Below are 22,316 nucleotides of genomic sequence, written 5' to 3'. Positions count from 1 at the left end.
TAATATATTATAGTCTGAAAAATTCATCAATTTGTCTGGAAGTAAAATCTGAAATTATTTCTGATTCATCAAAAAAAGTTTTATACCAATCCATAGTCATATTTACTGCCTTTACAGCATCCATCTTTGGTTGCCATTTTAGCTCCATATTCGCTTTACTAATATCTAATTTTAAAAGTCCAGCTTCATGAGGTTGATTTTCATCATTCTCAACCTTATATTCTCCCATACCCCAACTTTCGATAGCTAATTTAATCATATCTTCTACTGGGAGAGCATCAGATAAATGAGGACCAAAATTATAGGCTTGGTTAAATTGCAATGGACTCTTTTCAAGATTAAGACCTAACAACAAATAACCAACAACTGGTTCTAAAACATGTTGCCAAGGTCTTACTGAATTTGGATTTCGTATAACTACAGGTTTTTCAATTGCAAATGCTTTTGCTATATCAGGAATTAAGCGATCTTTCGACCAATCTCCTCCACCAATAACATTCCCTGCCCTTGCAACAGCAATTGCTTTTTTATGAGTACTATAGGTTTTAATATTAAAAAAAGAATTTCGATAGGAGTCTATTAACAATTCTGCACAAGCTTTACTTGCACTGTATGGATCATAACCACCTAATCTATCGTTTTCTCGATAAGGATAAATCCATTCATTATTATGATACACTTTGTCTGTAGTGATAAGAACTACGTCACATTTATTTTTTAATAAACGAACACCATCAAGAACATTTGCAGTACCAATAACATTTACTTCAAATGTCTCCGCTGGAATGTCATATGATAATCGAACTAATGGTTGCGCAGCTAAATGAAAAACAAAATCAGGTTGAAAATCGAGGATTTCTTTCTCTAAACGTTTTTTATCTCTTAAATCAGCTATTACTGAATCACAAATCGAGTTTCCGTTTATTAAATGAAACAAATCATCTTTTGAGTTTGGTTCTAATGCATACCCTTTAATATCTGCTCCTAGGAGAGATAATGTTTTTAGCATCCAAGATCCTTTAAAACCAGTATGACCTGTTAAAAAAACTTTTTTTCCACTATAAGTCTGCTCTAATTTTTGAAACAATGAATCTACCATGTTTTCCATTTTGCATTTCCTGAATTCCACATGGCTTCCAATTCAACTCTATCTCGCAAAGCATCCATACATTTCCAAAATCCATTATGCCTGTAAGCTGCTAATTGTTGGTCTTTTGCAACAGTACCTAAAGGCTCTTTCTCCCATTGGATATCATCAACATCTCCTTCAAGATATTTAAAAATTCCTGGCTCTAAAACAAAAAAACCACCATTTATCCACATACCATCACCAGCAGGCTTCTCTACAAAACTATCAACTTCGCCTTCTGAATTAATTTCTAAATTTCCAAAACGCCCAGGAACTTGTACACTAGTTAAAGTCGCCAATCTACCATGTGATTTATGAAAAGTAAGTAATGCTGATAAATCTACATCTGCAACTCCATCCCCATAGGTCAACATAAAAGTTTCATCTTTAACATATTTCTGAATGCGCTTTAATCTCCCAGCAGTGTTCGTATTCAATCCCGTATCGATTAATGTTACTTTGAAAGATTCTGTTTCTGAGTAGTGAACATTAATATTGTTATTCGCTAATTCGATAGTTACATCGGAATTATGCAAATAATAATTATAAAAGTATTCTTTAATAAAAGTTGCTTTATACCCCAAACAGATTACAAATTCATTATATCCATGTTGTTCATACATTTTAAGAATATGCCAAAGAATAGGTTTCCCTCCAATCTCTACCATTGGTTTGGGTCTAGCCTCTGTTTCTTCCATAAGGCGCGTACCAAAACCACCTGCAAAAATTACTACTTTCATTATACTATACGTTTTATGGTTGTTAAATTTCGATGCAAACATCGTTTGTTAAAGGGTAACTACAACAAAGCAAAAATTCATTTTCATTTAAATCATTTCTTGGCTTACTTAAACCTATCATTTTCAACTTACCCGATTTAAGTCTTGCTTTACAAGTGCTACAATTGCCTGTTTGACATGAATAAGGTAATTCTAATCCAGATTCTAAAGCTTCTTCTAAAACACTTTGCCCTTTTTTAATTTTAACTTCATTGACAATACCTTGAAAATTTAAAATTATATTCTGTTCCTTAATATCTTTAAAATCTTCAGGATTTTTAATTATTTCAAAATCCTCAGAGAATATAGCTCCTTCTGCACATCCCAAATTCAATAACGTTCCTTTAACTGTATTTTTAAGCCCTATAGGTCCACATATAAAATGCTGTGTAGGGGTTTGAATATTATTTATTAATTTTTCAACAAAACCAGCATGAATTCTCCCTTGGTAATTATGTGAATCATCATCAAAAAATTCTTCTTTAGAGTAAAAATTGTAAATTTTAAAACGTTCAGAATATATTTTTTTTAATTTCTCTAATTGATTTTTAAAGATTACAGACGAATTAGATTTATTACCATAAACCAAATAAATATTAATTAACGACTGAGTGGTCAATAACTCTTTAATCATTGAAAACAAAGGCGTAATCCCACTACCAACACCCCAAAACACAACAGATTTTATTAAATTATCTGATTCAAAAATAAAATCTCCTAATGGCTCTTGTACCTCGATAACATCATCAACTTTTACCGTATCATTAATATAATTTGACACAATCCCTCCAGGTACTCTTTTTACGGTCACATCGAGAGTAGAATCAATTAAGGGGGTCGACGAGAATGAATAGGGCCTAATATACCTTCTACCGTTAATTCTAAATTGAAGAGTAAGATATTGACCTGACAAATATTTTATTTTTTTTAATCCAGGTTGTTTAAAACATATAGTAACTGTATCATCAGTTTCTTTTCTAATTTCCTGAACCTTTAAAGTATAACTTTTCATTTAGACTGTATGAGAAATAAAAAATCCTCTAATTTATTTCATTAATTGATTTAACATTCTCTTAAAAACAAGAATAAATACTGTCAGAAAGCCTGCTAAAAAACCCCCAATTAAAATACCTTTTGCTTTACCAAAACGCTCTTTAGGAAGAGGTAAAATTGGTTTATCAATAATCTGAATTAGGGGCGTTTCTTTTCGCAGGGTAACTTTAGCAAGCTCAGATTGTTTAACAAGCTCAGTTAATATGGCTGTATTAGCCTGTACATCTACCTGTCTTCGTACAGAAGGAGCACGACGTACATTTAATGCAGGATTTAAATTAAAAGTATTGTCATTCGCAACTGCCACTCCAGTAATTGCCCCATTAAGCTCTGCTCTAATAGAATCAGTCTGTCTTTGTAAAACTAACATATTCATTCTTGCTTTTTTACTTTTGGTATCCACATAAAAATCAGATACATTTTTAGCAAGTGCTTCGCAAAAATATTTAGCAAATAATTCATTTGTAGAAGACATATCAATATTAATAATTGCTACTTTTTTATCTTTCTGACCGACAGTCAACCCTCCTTTAGACAACCCTTGATAAATTGAACCTAAAATACTATCATGAACCCTTGTAAAGTACTTACGATTTGTATTTGTTAGAAACTGGATATTAGCTAATTTAGGTTTATCTTTCCAACTTTTTCTTAGTTCGTTAATCTCAATATACATTTCAGCTAAAGAAATTATTTTTCCATTGTAATTTACTGGAGTCAATAAAGTTTGCTCAACCATTCTACGAGATTTAAATAACTCTGTCAAATTAGAACCTGTAAAAATACTTCCTCCACCCCCTCCAAGGTCTAAACCAAACGAACCTGCCAAACCTAATGCACTTCCTAAACCTCCTCCTCCAGATTTTTCATCTTCTAATGCAAAAGATAAAGTCGCAGTATAAACAGGCTTTTTCATAAAAGAATATGTTAAACCTAAAGCAGCTCCAATCATTCCTGCAAGTACAATCATTCTCCATTTTGACAACAAATAATTATACCACTCTTTTACTTTTTCTACTAATTCTTTTAACGAGATTTCATCGTTTTTAATTGATGTATTATCCATTCTTAAAACTTATTTTTATTTAAAAGCGGTTAATATCAATAATGCCAAACTCGAGACTACACTACCAATTCCTACCCATTCTCCTGCAGTCATCTTTTTAGTAACGGGTTTCTCGGGAACTACAATCTGAGAGTCTGGTGTTACTTTAGGATATGATCTAAAAAACAAAAAAGAAGTTGCTACAGCAGCTTTCCCATTCGGATATATAATGTAAGCTTTTTTCTTCCATCCCATATTATCGACACCCCCAACAGCATTTAAATAATACTTAAAGCTTTTTCCCCTTCTATACGGAATTTCAGAAGTTAAGAGTACATTCCCTGTCACTTTCACCCCTTCATTATAAGTCGCAACTTCTATTTCGTCACCAGGAAATAGGGTAACATTTGAGTAATGATTTTTATCTTTTACAATTCTTTCCCAATCTACTGGAATAGTTGCATATTTCAATTCTTCTTTTAATTTTTTAGCCAATCTTTTTTCCCTTATAGTATCTTCCTTTGTTAAATTCAAATCGATACTTTGCAATTTTTCTATTTGCTCTTCTTTAATAGGCCTTTTTATTTTCATCCCATCAAGATTAGCAATAGATGTTAATCCTCCTGCACGCATTACAACATTATATACTGTTTCTTTTTTATTAGCCAAAACATATTTACCAGGATAGGAAATTGCACCACTTATTTTAACCATTTCAGGCTTTTCATAAACTGCTAATCTTCGTATATTAATCACATCAAAAGGCATTAATGCAAAATTTTTTATCTGCTCGTTATTACCTTCATTAATTTCCAGTTCGAATACATCGACTCGTTTCGGATCATTATCATTTATAGCATCCGATTTTTTCATTCTGGCGACTTCAACTCTTTTTGATGCCGAACCTGTTAGACCTCCAACCTGAACAACCAAATCATTCAGAGTTAAATTTTCATAATACTCATATTCACCAGGATTTTTTACTTCTCCATCAATAGTAATTTTATATTCTTCTCTGAAATCTAAAATGGAATATACTGTTACAATATCTTCTCTTTTCAAAGGAACATCTGCATTCAAATCTCCTTCCAAAGCCTTTGTTAAATCAACATTTATAATTTCTGTTGTTAAATCCGATTTTAAACGAATAATTCTTGCACGTTTTGTATAAGCGTCTTCTTTTAATCCTTCTGCTCTTATTATTAACTCAGATATGCGCATTCCTTCTGTAAAAGAATAATAATCTGGCCTAAAAACAGCGCCTTCAATTTGAATACGGTTTTCAAATCGATTTAAAATTTTAGCAACTTTAACTACATCCCCCGATTGCGGTTGATATTTACTAAATTCACTTTCATTTACATCATGAACCTTAAATTCTTTCCCAGTTTTTTGCAATATATTTACAGATGCTGTATATGCAAATTCATTAAATCCTGAAGCAAATGATAATAAATCACTAAACGTTTCACCTTTCTTCATTTCAAAAATCCCAGGACGTTTCACTTCACCTTCCACAGTAACCCTCTGACTATAAGCTGGAATTCGAATTACATCATTTTCTTTTAAACTTACATTATCTGATTGATCACCTTTTACTAAAAATTTATATATATCAACATTTCTATAGACTTTATTATTACGAATCAATTCAATGTTTCGATAACTTCCATTCTTACCTGGCCCACCTGCTAAATGTAAAGCATTATATACAGTCGCAAGAGATGAAATTGAATAATTTCCTGGTTGCTTACCACCAACAATTGTTACCTTAATTGTACGTATCTGAGCCAAGCTTACGCTTACTTGTGATTGACCGGATCGAACGGTACTATATACTTTTGCTATTGCTGCCTTTATCTTTTGTGTTGCTGCTTCAATTGTCATTCCGGAAACAGCAATTTGCCCTACATATTGTATTGTAATCTTTCCTTCAACACTTACAGGAATATTATCGTCAAATTCCTGAACTCCGTAAACACTAATTTGCAATTCATCTCCAGGTCCAAGAACGTAATTCATAGGCGTTGCTAATTTCAAATCTGGTTCAAAATTTAGAGTCGGATTATCAAATAATTCAGAACCAAAAATCAAAGCATTTAAAGAATCTTTTATTTTATTATTAATTATTTCTTGTTGCTTTCTTCCAAATTCACTCTTTTTATTCTTATCCTTATCTTTTGAATCTTTATCATTTGAATCCTTATCTTTTGAATCCTTATCTTTTGAATCTTTATCTTTTGAGTTCTTCTTTTTCGGGTCTTTTCTGGAGATTTCCTCCAATCTTGCTTTTAATTTCGAAAACTCAGATTTGCTCATCCCTTTTGATAAAATTGCTTCCTCTGCGTCATCTATAGTAAGATCTTTGGCATCTAATTGATTCTTAATCTTATTAATATCACTATCCGATAAATAATCAACCTTAACAGTACTTAGATCCTTCGACTGGAGTATATCCTGAGCTGACATATTTAATGACACAAAAAAAGTAAATAATAATACTAATACTGCGGTTATCTTTTTCATAAATTGATTTTAAAATAAAATTCATTTAGATAATTCCTAATTCCATACCTTGAATTAGAAACTACAATGTTTAAGAATATTGTTTTTTGTAATAATCTTTATAAGTCCCAGAAGTTACATTTTGCAACCATTCCTCATTATTCAGGTACCAATTTATAGTTCTTTCTAATCCCTCTTCAAAAGTCACTGATGGCTTCCAACCTAACTCTTGATTAATTTTGGAAGCATCAATTGCATAACGCAAATCATGCCCAGGTCTATCTTTCACGTAAGTGATTAATTCTTCAGAAGTCCCTTTCTTTCTTCCTAATTTTTCATCCATGATTTGACACAATAATTTTACCAAATCAATATTTTTCCATTCGTTAAAACCTCCAATATTGTAGGTTTCATGATTTTTCCCTTCATGGAAAACCAAATCTATAGCAATAGCATGATCTTCTACAAATAACCAATCACGTGTATAATTTCCATCTCCATAAACCGGCAATGGTTTATTATTGATGATATTATTGATAAAAAGTGGAATTAATTTTTCAGGAAAATGATAAGAGCCATAATTGTTAGAACAATTTGTTAGAACATAAGGCAAACCATATGTTTCTCCATAGGCACGCACAAAATGATCAGAACTTGCTTTTGATGCAGAATAAGGTGAATTAGGATCATAAGAAGTTTTTTCTGTAAACAATCCCACCGCTCCGAGTGAACCATAAACTTCATCAGTACTAATGTGATAAAATCTTTTTCCTTCGAAATTATTTTTCCATTGATTCTTAGCTGCATTCAATAAATTCATTGTACCAATTACATTTGTTTTCACAAATGCCAATGGATCCTCGATTGAACGATCTACATGAGATTCTGCCGCTAAATGTAATACTCCTTCAAAATTATTTTCAGAAAAAAGATCATTTATAAAAGATTCATCTACAATATCTCCTTTAATAAAAGTATAATTTGGTTTATCTTCAATATCTTTAATGTTTTCCAAATTGCCCGCATATGTTAATGCATCTAAATTAAAAATATGATATTCTGGATATTTTGTCACAAACCGTCTTACCACGTGCGAACCAATGAATCCCGCACCTCCTGTTATAAGTATTTTTTTCATTTTATCTTATTAATTCAGCAAATCTGAATTCTGTTTTTCTAATTTACAGTACAGGTCTTTCACATCTTGTGAGCTATCCTTATGTAAAATTAAATTTGCCGTATCAGTATATACAAAAATAGTGTTTTTTAGTCCTAAAAAAGTAGTGTGTTTATCTGAACCAATGACCATATTTCCACACCCGTCAACGTAATGTCCTTTGGAAATTAAATAATCATAAACTGATTCAAAAGAACCTAAATCAGACCATGTAAAGGCTGTTGGAACAACTTTAATCTTTTTACTACGCTCCATAACAGCATAATCAATACTAATAGAAGGGATGTCTAGCGATAAATCTAAATCTAAATTACCATTTTTATTAAGTTCCCAAGCCTTTTTGGACTTTTCATATACTTCAGGTTGATATGTTTTTAATTCATCTAATAAAACACCCGCTTTAAAACAAAACATTCCACTATTCCATAAAAAATTACCTTGTGCAATAAAACTTTTAGCAGTTACACTATTAGGTTTCTCACGAAATGAAATTACATCATCTCCTTTTGATTCGATATAGCCATATCCAGTTTCTGGCTTTGTTGGTACGATCCCAAAAGTTACTATATATTCTTCTTCTGCTTTTTTTATTGCTTTTTTTATTGCCTTATTATACTCTTCCATTTCATCAATAATATGATCTGAAGGAGTTACAATCAAAACATCATCAGATTCTGAAGCAAATGCTGCAAATGCAATAGCCGCAGCTGTATTTCTTGGAGTTGACTCAACAATGTTGATGTAAGGTTTATCTAACTTTCTCATTACTTTTTCACTCAAATGACAGTTATCCACATTCCCCACAACCATTACTTTATCTGCTAAATCAGAATTCCTCTCCACTGTCATTTCAAACAATGATTTTTCTTCGAATATTTCTAAATATTGTTTAGGCTGACTTTTACGAGAAAGTGGCCATAACCTGCTTCCAACACCACCCGTTAAAATTACATGAATTATTGACATTTTATATTATATTTTTTTTAATTGCTTCTCTGTAACCTCTTTTCTAAGATTACTACTTGAAAACCTATGATCTCTGACATTAAAATACAACTCTATCCCTTTTTCTTCACAGTAATCACGACCCGTAAAGTTTTTATCCCGATATTCATCACCAATAACACGTATATCAATTTTAAATGATTGCAAGATATCTTCTAAATCTTGTTCCGTAGCATAAGGAACAATTTCGTCAACGAACTTACATCCTTTTAATTGTATATACCTTTCCACTACTGTTTGTGAAGGACTATTTTTTACAGGACGATCAAGAGTGGGGTCTATTTGTAAGCCCACTATTAGATAATCACATTCCCTTTTTGCTTCCTCTAACATCTTAATATGTCCTGCATGTAATAAATCAAAAGCACTAAAAGTTATCCCTACTTTCATAATTATATTTTAATTTAAAAATTATAGTCTACTATCAGCTATATCTCCCAACACACCTTTAACATCATACAACAAACTATTTGTTTTTTGTAAGTCTAAAAAATTTAGATTTAAAAAATCTGTATGTGCTACACCTAAAACAACAGCATCAAACTTTTGATTAGGGATTGTATTAGTTATATCTAATTTATATTCTTTATATACTTCTTCTAAACTTGCTATTGGATCAAATATTGTAATTGTAATACCGTATTCTTTCAAAACCTGAATTAAATCAACAATTTTAGTATTACGGACATCCGGGCAATTTTCTTTAAATGTAATTCCAAGCATTAGAAGATTAGCTCCATTTACAGAAATTCCTTTTTTCAACATTAACTTCACTACTTGTGAAGCAATGTATTCTCCCATACTATCGTTCAAACGCCGTCCTGCTAAAATAATTTCCGGATGATAACCAAATTCCTGAGCTCTTTGTGCTAAATAATAAGGATCAACTCCTATGCAATGACCTCCCACTAATCCAGGTTTAAATGGCAAAAAATTCCATTTAGTCCCTGCTGCTTTCAAAACTGCTTGGGTGTCAATTTGCATTAAATTGAATATTTTCGCTAATTCATTTACAAAAGCGATATTAATATCCCTTTGCGAATTCTCAATAACTTTAGCCGCTTCAGCAACTTTTATCGTTGGTGCGAGATGCGTTCCTGCTGTAATAACAGATTTATATAAATCATCAACTCTCTTACCAATTTCTGGAGTTGAGCCTGATGTAACTTTTAATATTTTTTCTACAGTATGTTCTTTATCTCCAGGATTAATTCTCTCGGGCGAGTAACCTGCATAAAAATCAACATTATATTTTAATCCTGATATTTTTTCCAAAACTGGCACACATTCTTCTTCTGTCACACCTGGATAAACTGTAGATTCATAAATAACTATATCCCCTATCTCTAAAACAGAACCAACCGTTTCACTTGATTTATATAAAGGAGTTAAATCTGGTCTATTATTTTTATCCACTGGAGTAGGAACTGTAACAATATAATAATTACAATCTTTTATATCTTCTATATTAGAAGTACAATATAAACCAATAGAATTACCTGTTTTGTCCAGTAAAACTTTTTGGAGTATTTCATCCTCTACTTCCAATGTAGTATCGATTCCTGATTGTAATGAAGCTATTCGAGACTTATTAATATCAAATCCTACAACAGCATATTTTGTAGCAAATAATCTAGCCAATGGCAAACCAACATAACCTAAGCCAATAACTGCTATTTTTATGTTTTTTTCCATTATTACCTACTGTTTTTTAGTTATTATAATCATTAATTCCCACAGCTTCGCTTATCCAAGTCACATTTTTGACACAGATAATCGAACATACAATTTCGGCAAATATACCATAATAAGGCTATTAATTCAATAGAAGAAACTACTGAAATCTCAAAAAATAGATAATTAAATACAAAAAAAAACACAATTAACTACAAATCAACGCCCACAGTGCATAAAATAAAAATACTAAGCATAAAAAAATCACTAAAATTAGTGATTCCTTTTTATTATAAATCCCTACAAAGACTTCTTATTTCTCTTGTTAATTTATTTATATTTTATCTTCAACACACAACCTAAGGATTCTAAAACTAAAATATAGTGAGTATTAGATATTTCCTGAACTACTGCATCCTGATTGCTGAAGGCTCCCGAATCCAACTTTATCTTATCTCCTATTTTGAAAGAAGTTACTAAAACTTCACTAATTGCCGGAGAATCTAAACTTTTTTTTATGACATTAATTTCCTCGTCACGCACGATTGCAGGCTTTCCTAACCAAAATAAATACCGAATTACTCCTGAAATCTGAAAAACCAAATTCCTATCCAAATCTTGTAATTGAACAAAAACATAAGAATTAAACAATGGAACTTCTACCTTCTTTTTCCTATCTGACCACTGCCGAACTTGAATAATCAACGGGCAATAACATGTTATTCCAATTTTACTTAATTGATCCGCTACTTTTTTCTCCCATTTGGGCTTCGTATAAACTACGTACCAATTCATTATTTTTATTTGCTATAAATTCACCTAAGATAAAGTGCTTTTAATTATTTTTTAATTCAACTTTACGATCCAATTCCAAGATATACAAACCCGATTTTTTCTAATTCTTTGCTATTTAAAACATTTCTCCCATCAAAAATAAAAGCTGGTTTTTGCATCGAATCATATATTTTTTGCCAATCATAAGTTACAAATTCATCCCACTCCGTAAGCACTGCCACAGCATGAGCTCCATTGCAAGCATCATAAGCATTTCCGAAAGTAGTAACAGCTTTTATATTTTCTTCTGAGCTTCTAGTTTCTAAATAATTTAAATCATTCAGCATTTTAACTCTGGAAACTTTAGGGTCATAAACTGATATTTTCGCTTGTTCATTAATTAAATCATCTGCTACATAAATTGCAGCCGACTCACGAGTATCATTTGTGTCTTTTTTAAAAGCCCAACCTAAAAACGCTATTTTTTTATCGGCAACAGTATTATATAATGTCTGAACTATTTTATTAGAAAACCTTCTTTTCTGATGGTCATTCATAATTATTACTTGTTCCCAATAATCAGCGACTTCATGCAAACCATATGACTTTGCAATATAAACTAAATTTAAAATATCTTTTTGAAAACAAGACCCTCCAAACCCGACTGAAGCCTTCAAGAATTTAGATCCAATTCTAGTATCCATCCCGATTGCTTTTGCAACTTCATTTATATCCGCTCCAGTTTTTTCACATAATTCAGACATTGCATTAATAGAAGATATTCTTTGAGCCAAAAAAGCATTTGCTGTTAATTTTGACAACTCCGATGACCATACATTTGTAGTAAGGATTTTATCTGAGTCCACCCAGTTTGAATAAACTTCAACCAAAGCATCTATAGCCGCTTTACCTTCTGGTGTAGAATCGCCTCCAATTAGTATCCTATCTGGATTCAACAAATCAGTAACTGCAGTCCCTTCAGCTAAAAACTCAGGATTGGAAAGGATTTGAAACTGAACACCATTTCCTGTATTATCCAAAATACTTTTAATAGCTTCTGCAGTACGTACTGGCAAAGTTGACTTTTCAACTACGATCTTATTGTCCTTAGCGATTTTTGCAATTTGTCTTGCACACAACTCTATATATTTCAAATCTGCGGCCATACCTTTTCCTTTTCCATAAGTTTTTGTAGGCGTGTTTACAGATATAAAAATAACCTGAGCTTCATCTATAGCCTTTTCAACTTCGGTAGAAAAAAATAAATTTCTACCTCTGGCTTCAGCCACTATTTTATCAAGACCTGGCTCATAAATCGGAATATTATTAGTATCCTCATCATTCCAAGCTTTGATTCTTTCTTCATTTAAATCAACTACCGTAACTTGTATATGTGGGCATTTTTGCGCTATAACTGCCATCGTTGGCCCTCCCACATAACCTGCACCAATGCAACAAATCTTTGTGATTTTCATCTAATTAAATTTACTAGTGTTATATTTTTTATTCTACTTAAAGAATATTATTATTTCAAATTATTCCAATACCAACTTACAGCTTCTTTTAACCCTCCCTGCAATGAATATTTAGGATCATAGCCAAGTAATTTCTTGGCTTTGTCAATACTAGCCAAAGAATGCGGAATATCTCCCGCTCTGTTTGGCCCATATACTATTTCCACCGAAGCAATTTCTGCGTTATACTCAGACAAATATTCTTTTAAATAATCTACCAAGTTATTTAATGTATTTCTATCGCCGTACGCTGTATTATAAACTGTATTTATTGCTTCCGGATTCTCTGTTGCAATTGCCAAAGCATTCATTTGAATTACATTATCAATATAAGTAAAATCACGGGAAAAATTTCCATCACCATTAATAAGAGGGCTTTCTAAAGCCATTAACTGCATGACAAATTTTGGAATAACAGCAGCATAAGCCCCTTTTGGATCTTGCTTTCTACCAAAAACATTAAAATAACGCAACCCTATTGTTTCTAAACCATATGTTCTACTAAAAATATCAGCATATAATTCATTAACATACTTTGTAATTGCATAAGGAGACAATGGTTTCCCTATTACATCTTCTACCTTTGGTAATCCTTCTGAATCTCCATAAGTAGATGAACTTGCCGCATAAACAAATCGCTTTACCTTGGCATCACGCGATGCTACCAGCATATTTAGAAATCCAGAGACATTGACATCATTAGTAGTAATTGGATCATTTATTGATCTTGGGACAGAACCTAAAGCTGCTTCATGCAAAACATAATCAACTCCTTGAACAGCTTCAATACAATCGGCAATGTTACGAATGTCTCCTTCAATTAATTTAAAATTATCATCAGCGATGAAATCTTTTAAATTATGGTGATGCCCTGTTGAAAAATTATCCAAACAAACAACTTTATAACCTAATCCTAAAAAATATTCACAAAGATTTGAACCAATAAATCCAGCTCCTCCAGTAATCAGTATGGTGTTGTGTGTTTTCATCAGCTATTCTTTTTTAAATACTAAATATTATTTTTTAAACAATTTATTAAAAATATTTTTTAATAAACCAGGCTTTTCAGATTCTTCATGATACCCATTAGAATAACTACCATATCCGTATCCATAACCGTAAGTCGCACCATATTTGGCTTTATTCTCAAATCCATTCAAGACGATACTAGCATTGGTTAACTCTCCTCTTTTAACCCTAGTATTTAACAACGTAATCATATCCTTTTTGGTATAATTCTGTCTTACTATATACAGAGTAACATCACTATATTGAACTAATTCTAATGAATCAGAAACAAGTCCAACTGGAGGTGTATCCAAAATTATGTAATCATACTTCTCCTTCAATTCATCCATAAATTCTTTCATCGTCTCGCCTATAATCAATTCCGAAGGATTTGGAGGGATAGGTCCTGAAAGAATAACATCTAAGTAAGGAATTTTAGTTGCATTAGTAATCTTAGCTAAGCTTTTTTGCTTAATTAAATAATTAACAACACCAACCTCATTAGTCAAACCAAACTCTTCTGCTAATCTTGGTTTTCGTAAATCCAAACCAACAATAACAGTTCTTTTTTCGCTCAAGGCAAAAACTGTGGCAATATTAATTGAACAAAATGTCTTTCCCTCGCCACTAACAGATGAAGTAATCATCAATGTTTTTGCGCCATCAACATGTTGTTTCTTATATAAAAACTGCAATGAGGAACGAATCGCCCTAAATGATTCTGCCAAAGCAGATTTAGGTCTATCAAATACTGCTAAATTTGAAATCTCATTGTTTAAGCCAACCACTCCAATCAATGGAATTTGTGTTTGCTTACTTATATCTTCTATATTTTTAATTGAGTCACTAATAAAGAAAATAACAAAAACAACTAATAACGGAATTAACAATCCTAAAAATAATGCTAAAACGTAATTAACAGATGTTTTAGGCCCTATTAACCCTCCTCCAATATCTTTTGCTGAATCTACAAAATGAATATCAGATAAATTTGCAGCTTTTACAATATCGGCCTCACTTCTTTTTTGAAGAAATGTGCTATAAATATTATCACTTAAGTCGTATTTTCTTTTAATTTTCAAAAGTTCCTGCTGCTCTTCTGGTAACTTCTTTATAGTGTTTTCGGTTTGACCAATTTTACTATTAACCATTGCTAAATCATACTGAAGAGAAGATTTTGCTGAAGCAATATTTTCTAACAAAACATTTTTGATAGCCATCATTTGATTATCAAAATCCTTAAAGATTTTATCACTTTTTACAGCATAAGCCATTTCTGATCTTTGTGTAGAAAGCGATATTAATTTAGAAACGTTTACAACAATATTTGGATCTTCAATTCCTGCTACTGATGGCGCAGGCAATTTAGAATAATCAACACTATTTTTCAGATATGTCTTTAATGAATTATAATAGGCTATTTTACGAGTAACTTCATCTCTTTCTACATCGAAGTTCATAATTTTATCCGAAAATTTCCCTGCCCCTTCTTCAATATTATAAATATTCTTATCTTTCCTAAACGTCTTCAATTCATTACCTGTTTCCTTAAGTTGCGTTTCCATCGCTACAAGTGTACTATCAATAAAATTAATCGTATTTGTAGCAAATTGATTCTTACTATCAAGCTGAATCTTCATTAACATTTTTACAGTCGAATTCAAATATTCAACCATTCTTGCTTTATTGGTTCCTTGCATCCCCAAAGTCAAAATAGACCCCCCTCTCTCATCCGATTGAACGCTAACACCTCTATATCTAGCTACTGTCCCATCAAAATCATTAAACCGTACAAAATATTCCTTGTCTTTATAAAAACCTGGATTATCTTTTATCTCTAATTTCCAATTTAAAAAAGGCAAAGAGACTTGCTCTCCAACTTTATACTTCTTTACAAATTCCCCTAAAGCAACTGCAGTGTTACTATAAGAATTGTTTGTATAAGTAATTAGCGAAACTGAATTACTCTCAAAAGGAATTCTGATTTCATATTCATTTGCACTTAGAAACTGTATGCTAATTAATGAACCTGCTAATTGACCTTTGGATTTATCAATGTTAACATAAAAAGGAACTGCTCCATATGCATCTACCAGATTATATTCTCCTTGCTCAAGATAATCAATATAGTATTGCAACTTATCTACAACAAGCTCATTATGAGATCTTGACTGTAACACTGTAGTTGTACTACTCATTTGATCAGAACTCCCTCCCCAATTAAAAACCAAACTAGTATTTGAAGTAAAAAATGGATTATTTTCTTCTTTTATGGATATCAAAGTTTCCATTCCGTAAATTTTCTCTTTACGTATATTTACTTGGTATGCAATTGTAAAAGCAATAATTAAGCTTACTAAAAACCATTTCCAGTATCCTCCAATTTTCAACAAAAAACCTTTAAAATCAAAACTTGCTTGATTCTCAAAAATCGAAAAATCTTTTATGTCTAACATTCTCTGAGTAGGTTTTTAAAGTTTTAAAAGTAAGTATGTAGTTGTTGCCAAAGAAAGTATTGTTATGATTGTGCCTATAGATTCAATACCTGTTTTACCTGTTCCCCAAGTTTTCTGTTTAAGAGGCTTTACATATATATAATCATTTGGTTGTAAATAATAGTAAGGTGACTTTATCACATTAACATCGGTAAGATCTATATCATGCATCTCAACTCCTGTAGGCGATTGACGAATAATTGTAACCGCTTTTCTATTTCCTGTGATTGTAATATCACCAGAATTTGCGATGGCTTCCATTATATTTACTTGTTGTTGAAACAATGTTTTTGTACCAGTAGATCCAACTTCACCGTTAATAGTATATCTAAAACCCGCTAACTTTACAGTAACAAAAATATTGGCTCCTGATTTAAAATATTCTTCCAATAATTGCTTTTCAATTTTAATACGTACTTCTTCAAGGGTATAACCTATAACATTTATTTCCCCCAAAACTGGCATTCTTATATTTCCGTGGTCATCAACGGTAAAACCATCAAAGTACAAAGCCGATTCAGATTTACCCGTTCCAGTGGCAGCATCTGTCGTATTAAAAATTGCTACTAATTTTGGATCAATAGCCTTAATATTAACGCTTAAAACATCATTTGTTTGTAATCGATATGGCTTTGCTTCTACCACAGCAATATTACTTTTTGTTCCCGTTGCTCCTTTATCCTGTAAATAAACCAAATCATTTAGCGGAATACAAGATGTAAACAATATGCTGACGAGCAGCAACAGATAAAAAGAGTTTTTATTCATTTGTGGAATTTTAACAGCAAATATAGCTTTTCATTTACTATTTAGAAAATATCGGTTTTGATTAAAGAATCTGTTAATTATTTTTGAAAGTTTTCTCAAACGGAACTCTTTGCAATATACTTCTCCCAAGAGTAACTTCATCTGCATATTCAAGTTCATCTCCCACTGCAATTCCTCGTGCGATTGTTGAGATTATAATATCAACATCAGCTATTTGTTTGTAGATATAAAAATTGGTAGTATCTCCTTCCATAGTAGAGCTTAAAGCAAATATAATTTCACTTACTCCTCCAAGTTTTACCTTTTCGACTAAACTTGTTATATTTAACTGACTTGGCCCAACCCCTTCAATAGGAGAAATTTTCCCTCCCAAAACATGGTAAATGCCTTTGTATTGCCCTGTATTTTCTATCGCCATGACATCACGAATATCTTCGACTACGCAAATAGTTTGATGATTTCGAGATATATTGGCACAAATTTCACAAACCGAAACGTCAGAAATATTATGACAGCTTTCGCAAAATTTAATATCTGCACGCATTGTTGTAAGTGCTTCGGCTAAAAATCCGGTTTGCTCTTTAGGTTGTTTTAATAAATGTAAAACCAATCGCAAAGCCGTGCGCTTACCTATACCTGGTAATTGCGACATTTCGTTGACTGCTTTTTCTATTAATTTTGAAGAAAATTCCATGAGGGCAAAAATACTAAATTTGCGGGTTTACTCGACTTTTGTTTATAAAAATCAGAAGTTTAAAATGCTTCAACTATTACATTTTGAAACTAATTATTACTATTGTTTATTTTCGAGTCTAACCCAGATAAAAGCGACATCCTTTTTCTGGTTTTTTCTACCAGAAAAAGATATAGCGGATAGCTGGCCCAGAGACTTCGGGAGCTCCTAAAACAATAATTGATTATTTTATATAACTAGTATTGATTTGTAGTAAGTAAAACCAATGTACATGCAACTTCAGCTTTGATATTATTAAGCTCTAACAATTGATATAACTCTGGATTTTCGGTTCCTGGATTAAAAATTACTCGTTTAGGCTTGGCTTCTACGATGTAATTGTAATAATCACGCTGACGTGCCGGATTTAAATATAAAGTTATTGTATCGATATTTTTAAGCGGAATCGCTTTTGTATATATTTTTACTCCTGCAACTTCTCCAGTATTTTGACCAATTGCCAATACTGTATGTCCTTTTTCTACTAATTTATTTATGGCTAAAAAAGCGTATCTATCAGGTTTTGTAGTTGCTCCAAGCACTACTGTTTTTTTATTTTTCATTGTCTTTATTGTATTCTACAAAAGTAATCAAAAAGGTTCAGCTCTTGGATGATTTAAAAAGTTTAGTTATTTTTCAACAAAAATGACAACCTACTGATTAAACTGTAATCATATCTTTGAAAAAGACTATTTTTACAATACTAAACCAGACTTTATGGATCTATTTATTTACTTATTTGCCGCTCTTTTCTCGGTATTGAACCCAATAGGAACCGTTCCAATCTTTGTCGGATTAACACAACACGACTCCAAGAAAGAGCGTTCCAGGATTTCTTTATGGACAGCAATAAATGTTTTCCTAATTTTAATTGTTTCGTTTTTTGTAGGCCAATATATGCTGACTTTCTTCGGAATTAGCATCGATGCCCTTCGTATTGCTGGAGGAATTATAATTGTAAACTCAGGGTTCTCACTGCTTTCGGGAAAATTCAACAAGAAAAGAGGTATAAATAAAAAGATAGAAACGGATGCTCAACAAAGAAATGACATCGCTCTTACACCATTAGCAATACCAATGCTTGCCGGTCCTGGATCAATATCTTTGTTAATTGCCTTTTACCAAGAACACCACCAAACCACCGAAGTTATAATAGGCTCTATTGCAATTCTAGCAATTGCTTTTGTAATTTTTATTATTCTTAGAAGCGCTCATTATCTTGCCAAAATTCTAGGTGCTTCTGGTATTGTTGCAATTTCTAGAATTGTTGGTTTTATCGTAATTGCTATTGGGATACAATATATAGTAAGTGCTATTATCAATATAATTAAAGTGAATTTAATGTAATTTTGATTTCGACTGAAAACTAAAAAAAGGGATAAATATTAAAATTTATCCCTTTTTTTAGTTTTCTATTTTAGCTTATGCTCTTGGCAAAAACACTTCTGCCATCATACATCTTGCACTTCCTCCACCACAAGCCTCGATAGTATCTAAACTTGAACTTAAAATTTCGGCATGATTTTCTAGTTGCGAAATTTGTTTTGGCGTTAGGCTTTGATGCGCTGAAGCACTCATTACAATATATTTTTTATCATTTGTACCACGAACTTCAAGCATATTTCCTGCGAAATTATTTACTTGAGCTTCGGTAATTAAAATAACTTCTTTTTTATCGGCCTTTAGATTTTCAAGAACCATTTTACGCTCTTTTTTATCATCGATACAATCTGCACAAATCACTGCAAAAGTTTCTCCTACACACATCATAACATTGGTATGATAAATTAGTTTTCGCTCTCCATTTACAGTTTGAAATGCTTCGAAAATAACTGGTGCATAATCAAAATCTTCGCAGAATTCAATAAACAGTTCTTCATCTGCTCTTGGTGACAAGGCGCAATATGCTTTTCCATTTGCTCTATCCAAAAGTAAACTTCCTGTTCCTTCTAGAAAAAATCCATCTTCTTCTGCCGATGTATAATCGACTATATTATTTATCTCGAATCCTTTTTCCTCTAGCGTATCTAAGATGTCCTCACGACGTTCCTGACGACGATTCTCGGCAAACATAGGATACAATGCCACATCTCCATTTTCATGAAAAGAAACCCAGTTGTTTGGAAATATACTATCTGGCGTATCTGGATTTAGAGTATCTTCTACAACGGTTACATCTACTCCAACTGCTCTTAACTTCTCAACAAAAGTATCAAACTCTTGTTGCGCCTTAGCATTTACTGTAGCTGGTAAAAGTCCGTCTAACACTTTTTGATAATAATTATTTACTGCCGTTTGCTCATTCATACGGAATGCCACTGGGCGAATCATTACTATTGCGTTTGTAGTTTGTTTCATTTTTTTGATATTAAATTAATCTCGGATTAAAGGCAATGTTGAACATCTTAATAATCCTTCTTGTTTGGCTATTTCGGCATATGGAATTTCTTCTACAACAAATCCATTACTTCTTAACCAATTATTTAATCTAGTGAAATTTTTCTCTGATACGACAACATTTGTATCTATCGAGAAAACATTCGAATTCATATAATACATTTCTTCTCTCTCGATATGAAATAAATTTTCTTCTCCAAAAAGATCAACTAGATATCTATAATCGGCTTCTTCACGAAATCCTCTTCTATAAATAATCCCTTTATCTTTTCCTACCGGCTGAAAACAACAATCAAGATGCAAAGCATTATCACGAGCTTCGATTTTAGACTTAACTAAATCAAACTCTTTAACGATTTTATTAGGAAACAAATTTCTAATAAATTCAACCCCATGCATATTTGTTCTTGCCGTAATATAATCTTTATAGTCACTTCCTTTATAAGTTCCTATAAATATGTGATCATTCCAGAGCATAACATCTCCTCCTTCAATATGCACTTCTTCGGGTGGACGAACTACTTTATTAGGATCCATTTGATCTATTATGTATTGGATTGCATCCAACTCACGTTCTCTATCAGGTAAAATATTTGATTTTACAAAAATATCATCTATTACAAAACCAATATCTCTAGCGAAAATCTGGTTGTAATTTTCAATCATTTCTGGACGAAAAACTGTCACATTGTATTTTTGAAGTACTGCATTAAAAGCTTCCATTTCGGCAACCATATCAGACTCTACTGGATAAGTTCCTGCCTTAATATGCTCCAATGATTTCGGATCATACGCTTCCTCAATTGTTGGCGTAGGTCCGTTATGAACTGCAGATCCCAAAACTACTGCCCGTAATCTTGATGTTTCGTTCTTTACATTTAATTGTAACATATTCTATTATTTGATTTCGACAAAGATAAAAAAAAGCTTCACAGTTAAGTGAAGCTTTAAATTGAATTTTATTTATTCGATTTGAATTCTCTTAAAGGATGACCTGTATATATTTGTCTTGGTCTACCAATTGGCTCTTTATTCTCACGCATTTCTTTCCATTGCGCAATCCAACCTGGTAATCTTCCAATAGCAAACATTACAGTAAACATATCTGTAGGTATGCCTAACGCTCTGTAAATAATTCCAGAGTAGAAATCTACGTTTGGATACAATTTTCTTGAAACAAAATATTCATCAACAAGTGCAGCTGCTTCCAGTTTTTTAGCAATTGCTAAAATTGGATCATCAACACCTAATGTATTTAAAACTTCATCAGCTGCTTTCTTAATGATTCTAGCTCTTGGATCAAAGTTCTTATAAACCCTATGTCCAAATCCCATTAAACGGAATGGATCATTTTTATCCTTGGCTTTCGCCATGAATTTATCTGTATCTCCACCGTCTTTATTAATCTCTTCTAGCATCTCAAGAACCGCTTGATTTGCGCCTCCGTGAAGTGGTCCCCAAAGTGCAGAAACTCCAGCAGAAATTGAAGCAAATAAACCCGCATGTGAAGAACCAACCATTCTTACTGTAGATGTAGAACAGTTTTGCTCATGATCTCCATGTAAAATAAATAATTTATCTAATGCATTAACAATAATAGGATTTGCAGCATAAGGTCCAGTAGGCAATCTAAACATTAATTGCATAAAGTTCTCTACATACCCTTTTGTATTATCATAATAATTTAATGGATAACCCATTGTTTTTCTATAAGTCCAAGTAGCTATAACAAGAAACTTAGCTATAGTTTTACAGATAGCCTCATACATTTCTTTTTCATTTTCTACATTTACTGCTTTTGGATTAAAAGCAGTTAAGGCACTTGTCAAAGCAGACAAAACACCCATAGGATGAGCGGTTTTTGGGAAACCGTCAATGATGTTTTTCATCTCTTCGTTTACCAAAGTATGCTTTTTAATATCAGCATCAAATTGAGCTAATTGCTGAGCAGTTGGTAATTCTCCAAAAATCAAAAGATAAGATACTTCAGGAAAACTTGCTTTTTCGGCCAAATCTTCAATTGAGTATCCTCTATAACGTAAAATACCTAATTCTCCATCAAGGAAAGTAATTTCACTTGTACAAGAACCTGAATTTTTATATCCTGGATCAAGTGTAATGAAACCAGTTAAATCACGTAATTTGTTAATATCGACAGCAGATTCATTTTCACTTCCAGTTATAACAGGAAGTTCAATTTTCTGACCATCTACTTCTAGGGTAGCTATTTTTGACATAATATAATCGGAAATAAATCTTT

Annotated in this window: 20 protein-coding genes; 1 reads left to right on the top strand and 19 read right to left on the bottom strand. The window is 32.1% G+C overall.

Going from position 1 to position 22,316, the window contains the following annotated elements:
- Window positions 1-7 precede the first annotated feature (7 nt).
- The 16 genes from rfbG to OIU83_RS07055 form a co-directional block, all read right to left on the bottom strand.
- On the bottom strand, window positions 8-1,108 hold the full coding sequence (rfbG, locus tag OIU83_RS07130; RefSeq protein WP_264205556.1) for a CDP-glucose 4,6-dehydratase: 1,101 nt from the start codon (window positions 1,106-1,108) through the stop codon (window positions 8-10).
- Entirely contained in the window at window positions 1,093-1,869 is a 777-nt protein-coding gene (gene rfbF / locus OIU83_RS07125; protein WP_264205555.1) for a glucose-1-phosphate cytidylyltransferase, read from the bottom strand. The genes rfbG and rfbF overlap by 16 nt, the downstream gene beginning before the upstream one ends.
- Before the next feature lie 22 nt (window positions 1,870-1,891).
- Window positions 1,892-2,920, bottom strand: coding sequence for a ferredoxin--NADP reductase (locus tag OIU83_RS07120; protein WP_264205554.1), 1,029 nt, complete (start codon window positions 2,918-2,920; stop codon window positions 1,892-1,894).
- 33 nt (window positions 2,921-2,953) lie between these two features.
- Window positions 2,954-4,027 (bottom strand): Wzz/FepE/Etk N-terminal domain-containing protein, encoded by a 1,074-nt coding sequence (locus OIU83_RS07115; RefSeq protein WP_264205553.1) that lies wholly within the window; start codon window positions 4,025-4,027, stop codon window positions 2,954-2,956.
- A 15-nt stretch (window positions 4,028-4,042) separates the two neighbouring features.
- Window positions 4,043-6,532 (bottom strand): SLBB domain-containing protein, encoded by a 2,490-nt coding sequence (locus OIU83_RS07110; RefSeq protein WP_264205552.1) that lies wholly within the window; start codon window positions 6,530-6,532, stop codon window positions 4,043-4,045.
- Window positions 6,533-6,602: 70 nt separating this feature from the next.
- A complete protein-coding gene (gene rfbB, locus OIU83_RS07105; protein WP_264205551.1) occupies window positions 6,603-7,649 on the bottom strand; it encodes a dTDP-glucose 4,6-dehydratase in 1,047 nt (348 codons plus the stop codon).
- 9 nt (window positions 7,650-7,658) lie between these two features.
- Complete coding sequence (locus OIU83_RS07100) at window positions 7,659-8,654, bottom strand: mannose-1-phosphate guanylyltransferase (RefSeq protein WP_264205550.1); 996 nt, start codon at window positions 8,652-8,654, stop codon at window positions 7,659-7,661.
- 6 nt (window positions 8,655-8,660) lie between these two features.
- The gene (locus tag OIU83_RS07095) at window positions 8,661-9,083 is read right to left on the bottom strand and encodes an adenylyltransferase/cytidyltransferase family protein (protein WP_264205549.1); all 423 of its coding nucleotides are present in this window, start codon (window positions 9,081-9,083) and stop codon (window positions 8,661-8,663) included.
- 21 nt (window positions 9,084-9,104) lie between these two features.
- Window positions 9,105-10,388 carry a nucleotide sugar dehydrogenase gene (locus tag OIU83_RS07090; RefSeq protein ID WP_264205548.1) on the bottom strand — a complete coding sequence of 428 codons (1,284 nt, stop codon included), beginning with the start codon at window positions 10,386-10,388 and terminating at the stop codon, window positions 9,105-9,107.
- A gap of 309 nt (window positions 10,389-10,697) precedes the next feature.
- On the bottom strand, window positions 10,698-11,162 hold the full coding sequence (locus OIU83_RS07085; protein ID WP_264205547.1) for a UpxY family transcription antiterminator: 465 nt from the start codon (window positions 11,160-11,162) through the stop codon (window positions 10,698-10,700).
- 62 nt (window positions 11,163-11,224) lie between these two features.
- Entirely contained in the window at window positions 11,225-12,616 is a 1,392-nt protein-coding gene (locus OIU83_RS07080; RefSeq protein WP_264205546.1) for a UDP-glucose 6-dehydrogenase, read from the bottom strand.
- Window positions 12,617-12,666: 50 nt separating this feature from the next.
- Entirely contained in the window at window positions 12,667-13,644 is a 978-nt protein-coding gene (locus tag OIU83_RS07075) for an SDR family oxidoreductase (RefSeq protein ID WP_264205545.1), read from the bottom strand.
- Window positions 13,645-13,671: 27 nt separating this feature from the next.
- Window positions 13,672-16,119: a polysaccharide biosynthesis tyrosine autokinase gene (locus OIU83_RS07070; RefSeq protein WP_264205544.1), complete on the bottom strand. Its 2,448-nt coding sequence runs from the start codon at window positions 16,117-16,119 to the stop codon at window positions 13,672-13,674.
- Window positions 16,120-16,134: 15 nt separating this feature from the next.
- Entirely contained in the window at window positions 16,135-16,926 is a 792-nt protein-coding gene (locus OIU83_RS07065; RefSeq protein ID WP_264205543.1) for a polysaccharide biosynthesis/export family protein, read from the bottom strand.
- A gap of 73 nt (window positions 16,927-16,999) precedes the next feature.
- Entirely contained in the window at window positions 17,000-17,620 is a 621-nt protein-coding gene (recR, locus tag OIU83_RS07060) for a recombination mediator RecR (protein WP_264205542.1), read from the bottom strand.
- A 236-nt stretch (window positions 17,621-17,856) separates the two neighbouring features.
- A complete protein-coding gene (locus tag OIU83_RS07055) occupies window positions 17,857-18,222 on the bottom strand; it encodes a CoA-binding protein (RefSeq protein ID WP_039111727.1) in 366 nt (121 codons plus the stop codon).
- 154 nt (window positions 18,223-18,376) lie between these two features.
- Here OIU83_RS07055 and OIU83_RS07050 point away from each other — a divergent pair, with 154 nt between their 5' ends.
- Window positions 18,377-19,006, top strand: a complete 630-nt coding sequence (locus OIU83_RS07050; RefSeq protein WP_264205541.1) for a MarC family NAAT transporter — start codon at window positions 18,377-18,379, stop codon at window positions 19,004-19,006.
- Between the two features lie 75 nt (window positions 19,007-19,081).
- Here OIU83_RS07050 and ctlX read toward each other — a convergent pair whose 3' ends face one another.
- The 3 genes from ctlX to OIU83_RS07035 all read right to left on the bottom strand — a co-directional run bounded on the left by ctlX (window position 19,082) and on the right by OIU83_RS07035 (window position 22,293).
- Complete coding sequence (ctlX, locus tag OIU83_RS07045; protein WP_264205540.1) at window positions 19,082-20,017, bottom strand: citrulline utilization hydrolase CtlX; 936 nt, start codon at window positions 20,015-20,017, stop codon at window positions 19,082-19,084.
- A 15-nt stretch (window positions 20,018-20,032) separates the two neighbouring features.
- Window positions 20,033-20,947, bottom strand: a complete 915-nt coding sequence (locus tag OIU83_RS07040; protein WP_264205539.1) for a dimethylarginine dimethylaminohydrolase family protein — start codon at window positions 20,945-20,947, stop codon at window positions 20,033-20,035.
- Between the two features lie 68 nt (window positions 20,948-21,015).
- Entirely contained in the window at window positions 21,016-22,293 is a 1,278-nt protein-coding gene (locus OIU83_RS07035) for a citrate synthase (RefSeq protein WP_264205538.1), read from the bottom strand.
- Between the last annotated feature and the right edge of the window lie 23 nt (window positions 22,294-22,316).

It is taken from the genome of Flavobacterium shii (genome assembly GCF_025847235.1).
GTDB classification, from domain to species: Bacteria; Bacteroidota; Bacteroidia; order Flavobacteriales; family Flavobacteriaceae; genus Flavobacterium; species Flavobacterium shii.
The sequence above is the reverse complement of the archived record's forward strand: the minus strand, read 5'-3'. Positions and strand labels throughout refer to the sequence as shown.

What these genes read in the sequence shown, in the direction of transcription:
- rfbG (WP_264205556.1), bottom strand. Translation starts at nt 1,108, where the DNA reads ATGGAAAACATGGTAGATTCATTGTTTCAAAAATTAGAGCAGACTTAT.
- rfbF (WP_264205555.1), bottom strand. Translation starts at nt 1,869, where the DNA reads ATGAAAGTAGTAATTTTTGCAGGTGGTTTTGGTACGCGCCTTATGGAA.
- OIU83_RS07120 (WP_264205554.1), bottom strand. Translation starts at nt 2,920, where the DNA reads ATGAAAAGTTATACTTTAAAGGTTCAGGAAATTAGAAAAGAAACTGAT.
- OIU83_RS07115 (WP_264205553.1), bottom strand. Translation starts at nt 4,027, where the DNA reads ATGGATAATACATCAATTAAAAACGATGAAATCTCGTTAAAAGAATTA.
- OIU83_RS07110 (WP_264205552.1), bottom strand. Translation starts at nt 6,532, where the DNA reads ATGAAAAAGATAACCGCAGTATTAGTATTATTATTTACTTTTTTTGTG.
- rfbB (WP_264205551.1), bottom strand. Translation starts at nt 7,649, where the DNA reads ATGAAAAAAATACTTATAACAGGAGGTGCGGGATTCATTGGTTCGCAC.
- OIU83_RS07100 (WP_264205550.1), bottom strand. Translation starts at nt 8,654, where the DNA reads ATGTCAATAATTCATGTAATTTTAACGGGTGGTGTTGGAAGCAGGTTA.
- OIU83_RS07095 (WP_264205549.1), bottom strand. Translation starts at nt 9,083, where the DNA reads ATGAAAGTAGGGATAACTTTTAGTGCTTTTGATTTATTACATGCAGGA.
- OIU83_RS07090 (WP_264205548.1), bottom strand. Translation starts at nt 10,388, where the DNA reads ATGGAAAAAAACATAAAAATAGCAGTTATTGGCTTAGGTTATGTTGGT.
- OIU83_RS07085 (WP_264205547.1), bottom strand. Translation starts at nt 11,162, where the DNA reads ATGAATTGGTACGTAGTTTATACGAAGCCCAAATGGGAGAAAAAAGTA.
- OIU83_RS07080 (WP_264205546.1), bottom strand. Translation starts at nt 12,616, where the DNA reads ATGAAAATCACAAAGATTTGTTGCATTGGTGCAGGTTATGTGGGAGGG.
- OIU83_RS07075 (WP_264205545.1), bottom strand. Translation starts at nt 13,644, where the DNA reads ATGAAAACACACAACACCATACTGATTACTGGAGGAGCTGGATTTATT.
- OIU83_RS07070 (WP_264205544.1), bottom strand. Translation starts at nt 16,119, where the DNA reads ATGTTAGACATAAAAGATTTTTCGATTTTTGAGAATCAAGCAAGTTTT.
- OIU83_RS07065 (WP_264205543.1), bottom strand. Translation starts at nt 16,926, where the DNA reads ATGAATAAAAACTCTTTTTATCTGTTGCTGCTCGTCAGCATATTGTTT.
- recR (WP_264205542.1), bottom strand. Translation starts at nt 17,620, where the DNA reads ATGGAATTTTCTTCAAAATTAATAGAAAAAGCAGTCAACGAAATGTCG.
- OIU83_RS07055 (WP_039111727.1), bottom strand. Translation starts at nt 18,222, where the DNA reads ATGAAAAATAAAAAAACAGTAGTGCTTGGAGCAACTACAAAACCTGAT.
- OIU83_RS07050 (WP_264205541.1), top strand. Translation starts at nt 18,377, where the DNA reads ATGGATCTATTTATTTACTTATTTGCCGCTCTTTTCTCGGTATTGAAC.
- ctlX (WP_264205540.1), bottom strand. Translation starts at nt 20,017, where the DNA reads ATGAAACAAACTACAAACGCAATAGTAATGATTCGCCCAGTGGCATTC.
- OIU83_RS07040 (WP_264205539.1), bottom strand. Translation starts at nt 20,947, where the DNA reads ATGTTACAATTAAATGTAAAGAACGAAACATCAAGATTACGGGCAGTA.
- OIU83_RS07035 (WP_264205538.1), bottom strand. Translation starts at nt 22,293, where the DNA reads ATGTCAAAAATAGCTACCCTAGAAGTAGATGGTCAGAAAATTGAACTT.